Origin of the sequence: Schlesneria sp., from assembly GCF_036405755.1 — a bacterium.
GTDB classification, from domain to species: domain Bacteria; phylum Planctomycetota; class Planctomycetia; order Planctomycetales; family Planctomycetaceae; genus Schlesneria; species Schlesneria sphaerica.
Genome location: NZ_DASWWZ010000632.1, coordinates 1 through 1,575, shown reverse-complemented (window position 1 = coordinate 1,575; position 1,575 = coordinate 1). Strand labels below are relative to the sequence as shown.

2 protein-coding genes are annotated in these 1,575 nt (G+C 54.3%); both read right to left on the bottom strand.

Annotated elements, in window-relative coordinates; translation table 11 throughout:
• Positions 1 to 123 precede the first annotated feature (123 nt).
• A complete protein-coding gene (locus tag VGE80_RS21045; protein ID WP_440594004.1) occupies positions 124 to 933 on the bottom strand; it encodes an IS5 family transposase in 810 nt (269 codons plus the stop codon).
• Positions 934 to 1,091: 158 nt separating this feature from the next.
• Positions 1,092 to 1,575: hypothetical protein (locus tag VGE80_RS21040; protein WP_440594003.1), on the bottom strand; the 484-nt coding region annotated here is incomplete at its 5' end.

The following is a 1,575-nucleotide window of genomic DNA, read 5'->3' as shown; positions in this document are numbered from 1 at the left end:
GTCGATTCTCCAGCTAAAGCACGCGAGGTTCGGCTGATCAGTCGAGTTGTAGCGGGATACTTCCGTTCGTGCCACTGTGCGAGCGAGAGGGTGTCTCTAAGAGGCCCTGACACAACCATGTTTTTATAAGATAGCGTCGTGCTTGGCGATTCGAAAACAGATGACGGCTGCGGCGAGCGTGTTCCAGGCCTCCTGGATGATCTTCAATCGATCGTAGCGAACTCTCATTCGTCGCAAGCCTTTCAACCAACTGATCGTTCTCTCGACAACCCAACGAACCTTTCCCAGTCCACTTCCGTGCGGGGTGTTGCGTTTGGCAATCCGGGGTGTGATTCCCAGCCAACTCAGCAGCAGCCGATTGTGCTGACTGTCATACCCTCGGTCTGCGTACACTTCATCGGGATGAGTTTTCGGCCGGCCCCGCTTGCCCTTGATTCGAGGAAAGTCCAACACGGTCGGTACCAATTGTTTCTGGTCGCTGTCATTGGCCTTCGCCAGATGGATTACCAGGGGAACGCCATTCCGATCAACCATGAGCGTCTGTTTCGAGCCTGGTTTCCTGCGGTCGACAGGATTCGGGCCGGTGCTCTCACCTCCACCGAAGGCACGCACAATGACGCTGTCAACGATCGCAATCTCTGCTTCAAGAGCATCTGCTTTCTTCAGCAGCTTGAGCATTTGGACGTGCAAATGATCCCAGACTCCGAGTTCTTCCCAAGCTTTCAAGCGACGGTGAGCCGTGCGACCGGAACATCCCATTTCCGGCGGCACGTCCTCCCATCGACACCCTGTCGTCAGCACAAACCAAATCACCCTCATCACAATGCCATGCGGAATAAAAGGACGACCGCCAAGCGGACCCATCTCGGGCTCGGGAGGCAATTGAGGTTCCAATTCCGCAAAGAATTCATCCGGCATCTGAGCGTTCGCCATGACTTACCCTCCGTGAGACTCACTTCACTGGAAGATCAGTGCTGGCGCAAAAGGCGTGCCAATTGAAGCTGGGGTTATGTCAGAGCTTCTAAGGACTCGACGCCCATCGCGCCCGTGAAATCGAACATCATGGGCTGCGATCAGTGCGAGCGGACAAGCTATTCAACGACGGTCGCAGCCCACGACTCGTACTCGCTCAGGCAATCTTCTGGACTAATGAACCTTTTCCAGACCAGACGTGCCTTGAAGCCGTATTCCCGATCCGACTGAATGTTGCGGATCACATACTGAAAATCCCACGCTGGTCGCGGAAACCGCGGGATTTTGAACTTGAACAGGCTGAATCGAATTTCATCGATATCGCTGTAGGACTTGTTGAACATCTGGATGAGCGTCATCCCGTGTGCAGCCCGCCCGTAGTAAAACGGACGGGTGAATCGTGGTTCGTCGTAGCTCCATGAATTCAATTTGAAATTGTGGCTGGCATCGTATTCCAGCGGGTGAGCATTCTGATTTCGGTACGTACCACCTTGATTCCAGTCACGATGTCCCGAGGGTGCGTCTGCCGCAATCCATGATTCTGGCTGTCCCTCCCGATCGATTCCTCGGAAATTGATCCCAACCGCATCCACATCGTTCATG

What these genes read in the sequence shown, in the direction of transcription:
- VGE80_RS21045 (WP_440594004.1), bottom strand. Translation starts at nt 933, where the DNA reads ATGGCGAACGCTCAGATGCCGGATGAATTCTTTGCGGAATTGGAACCT.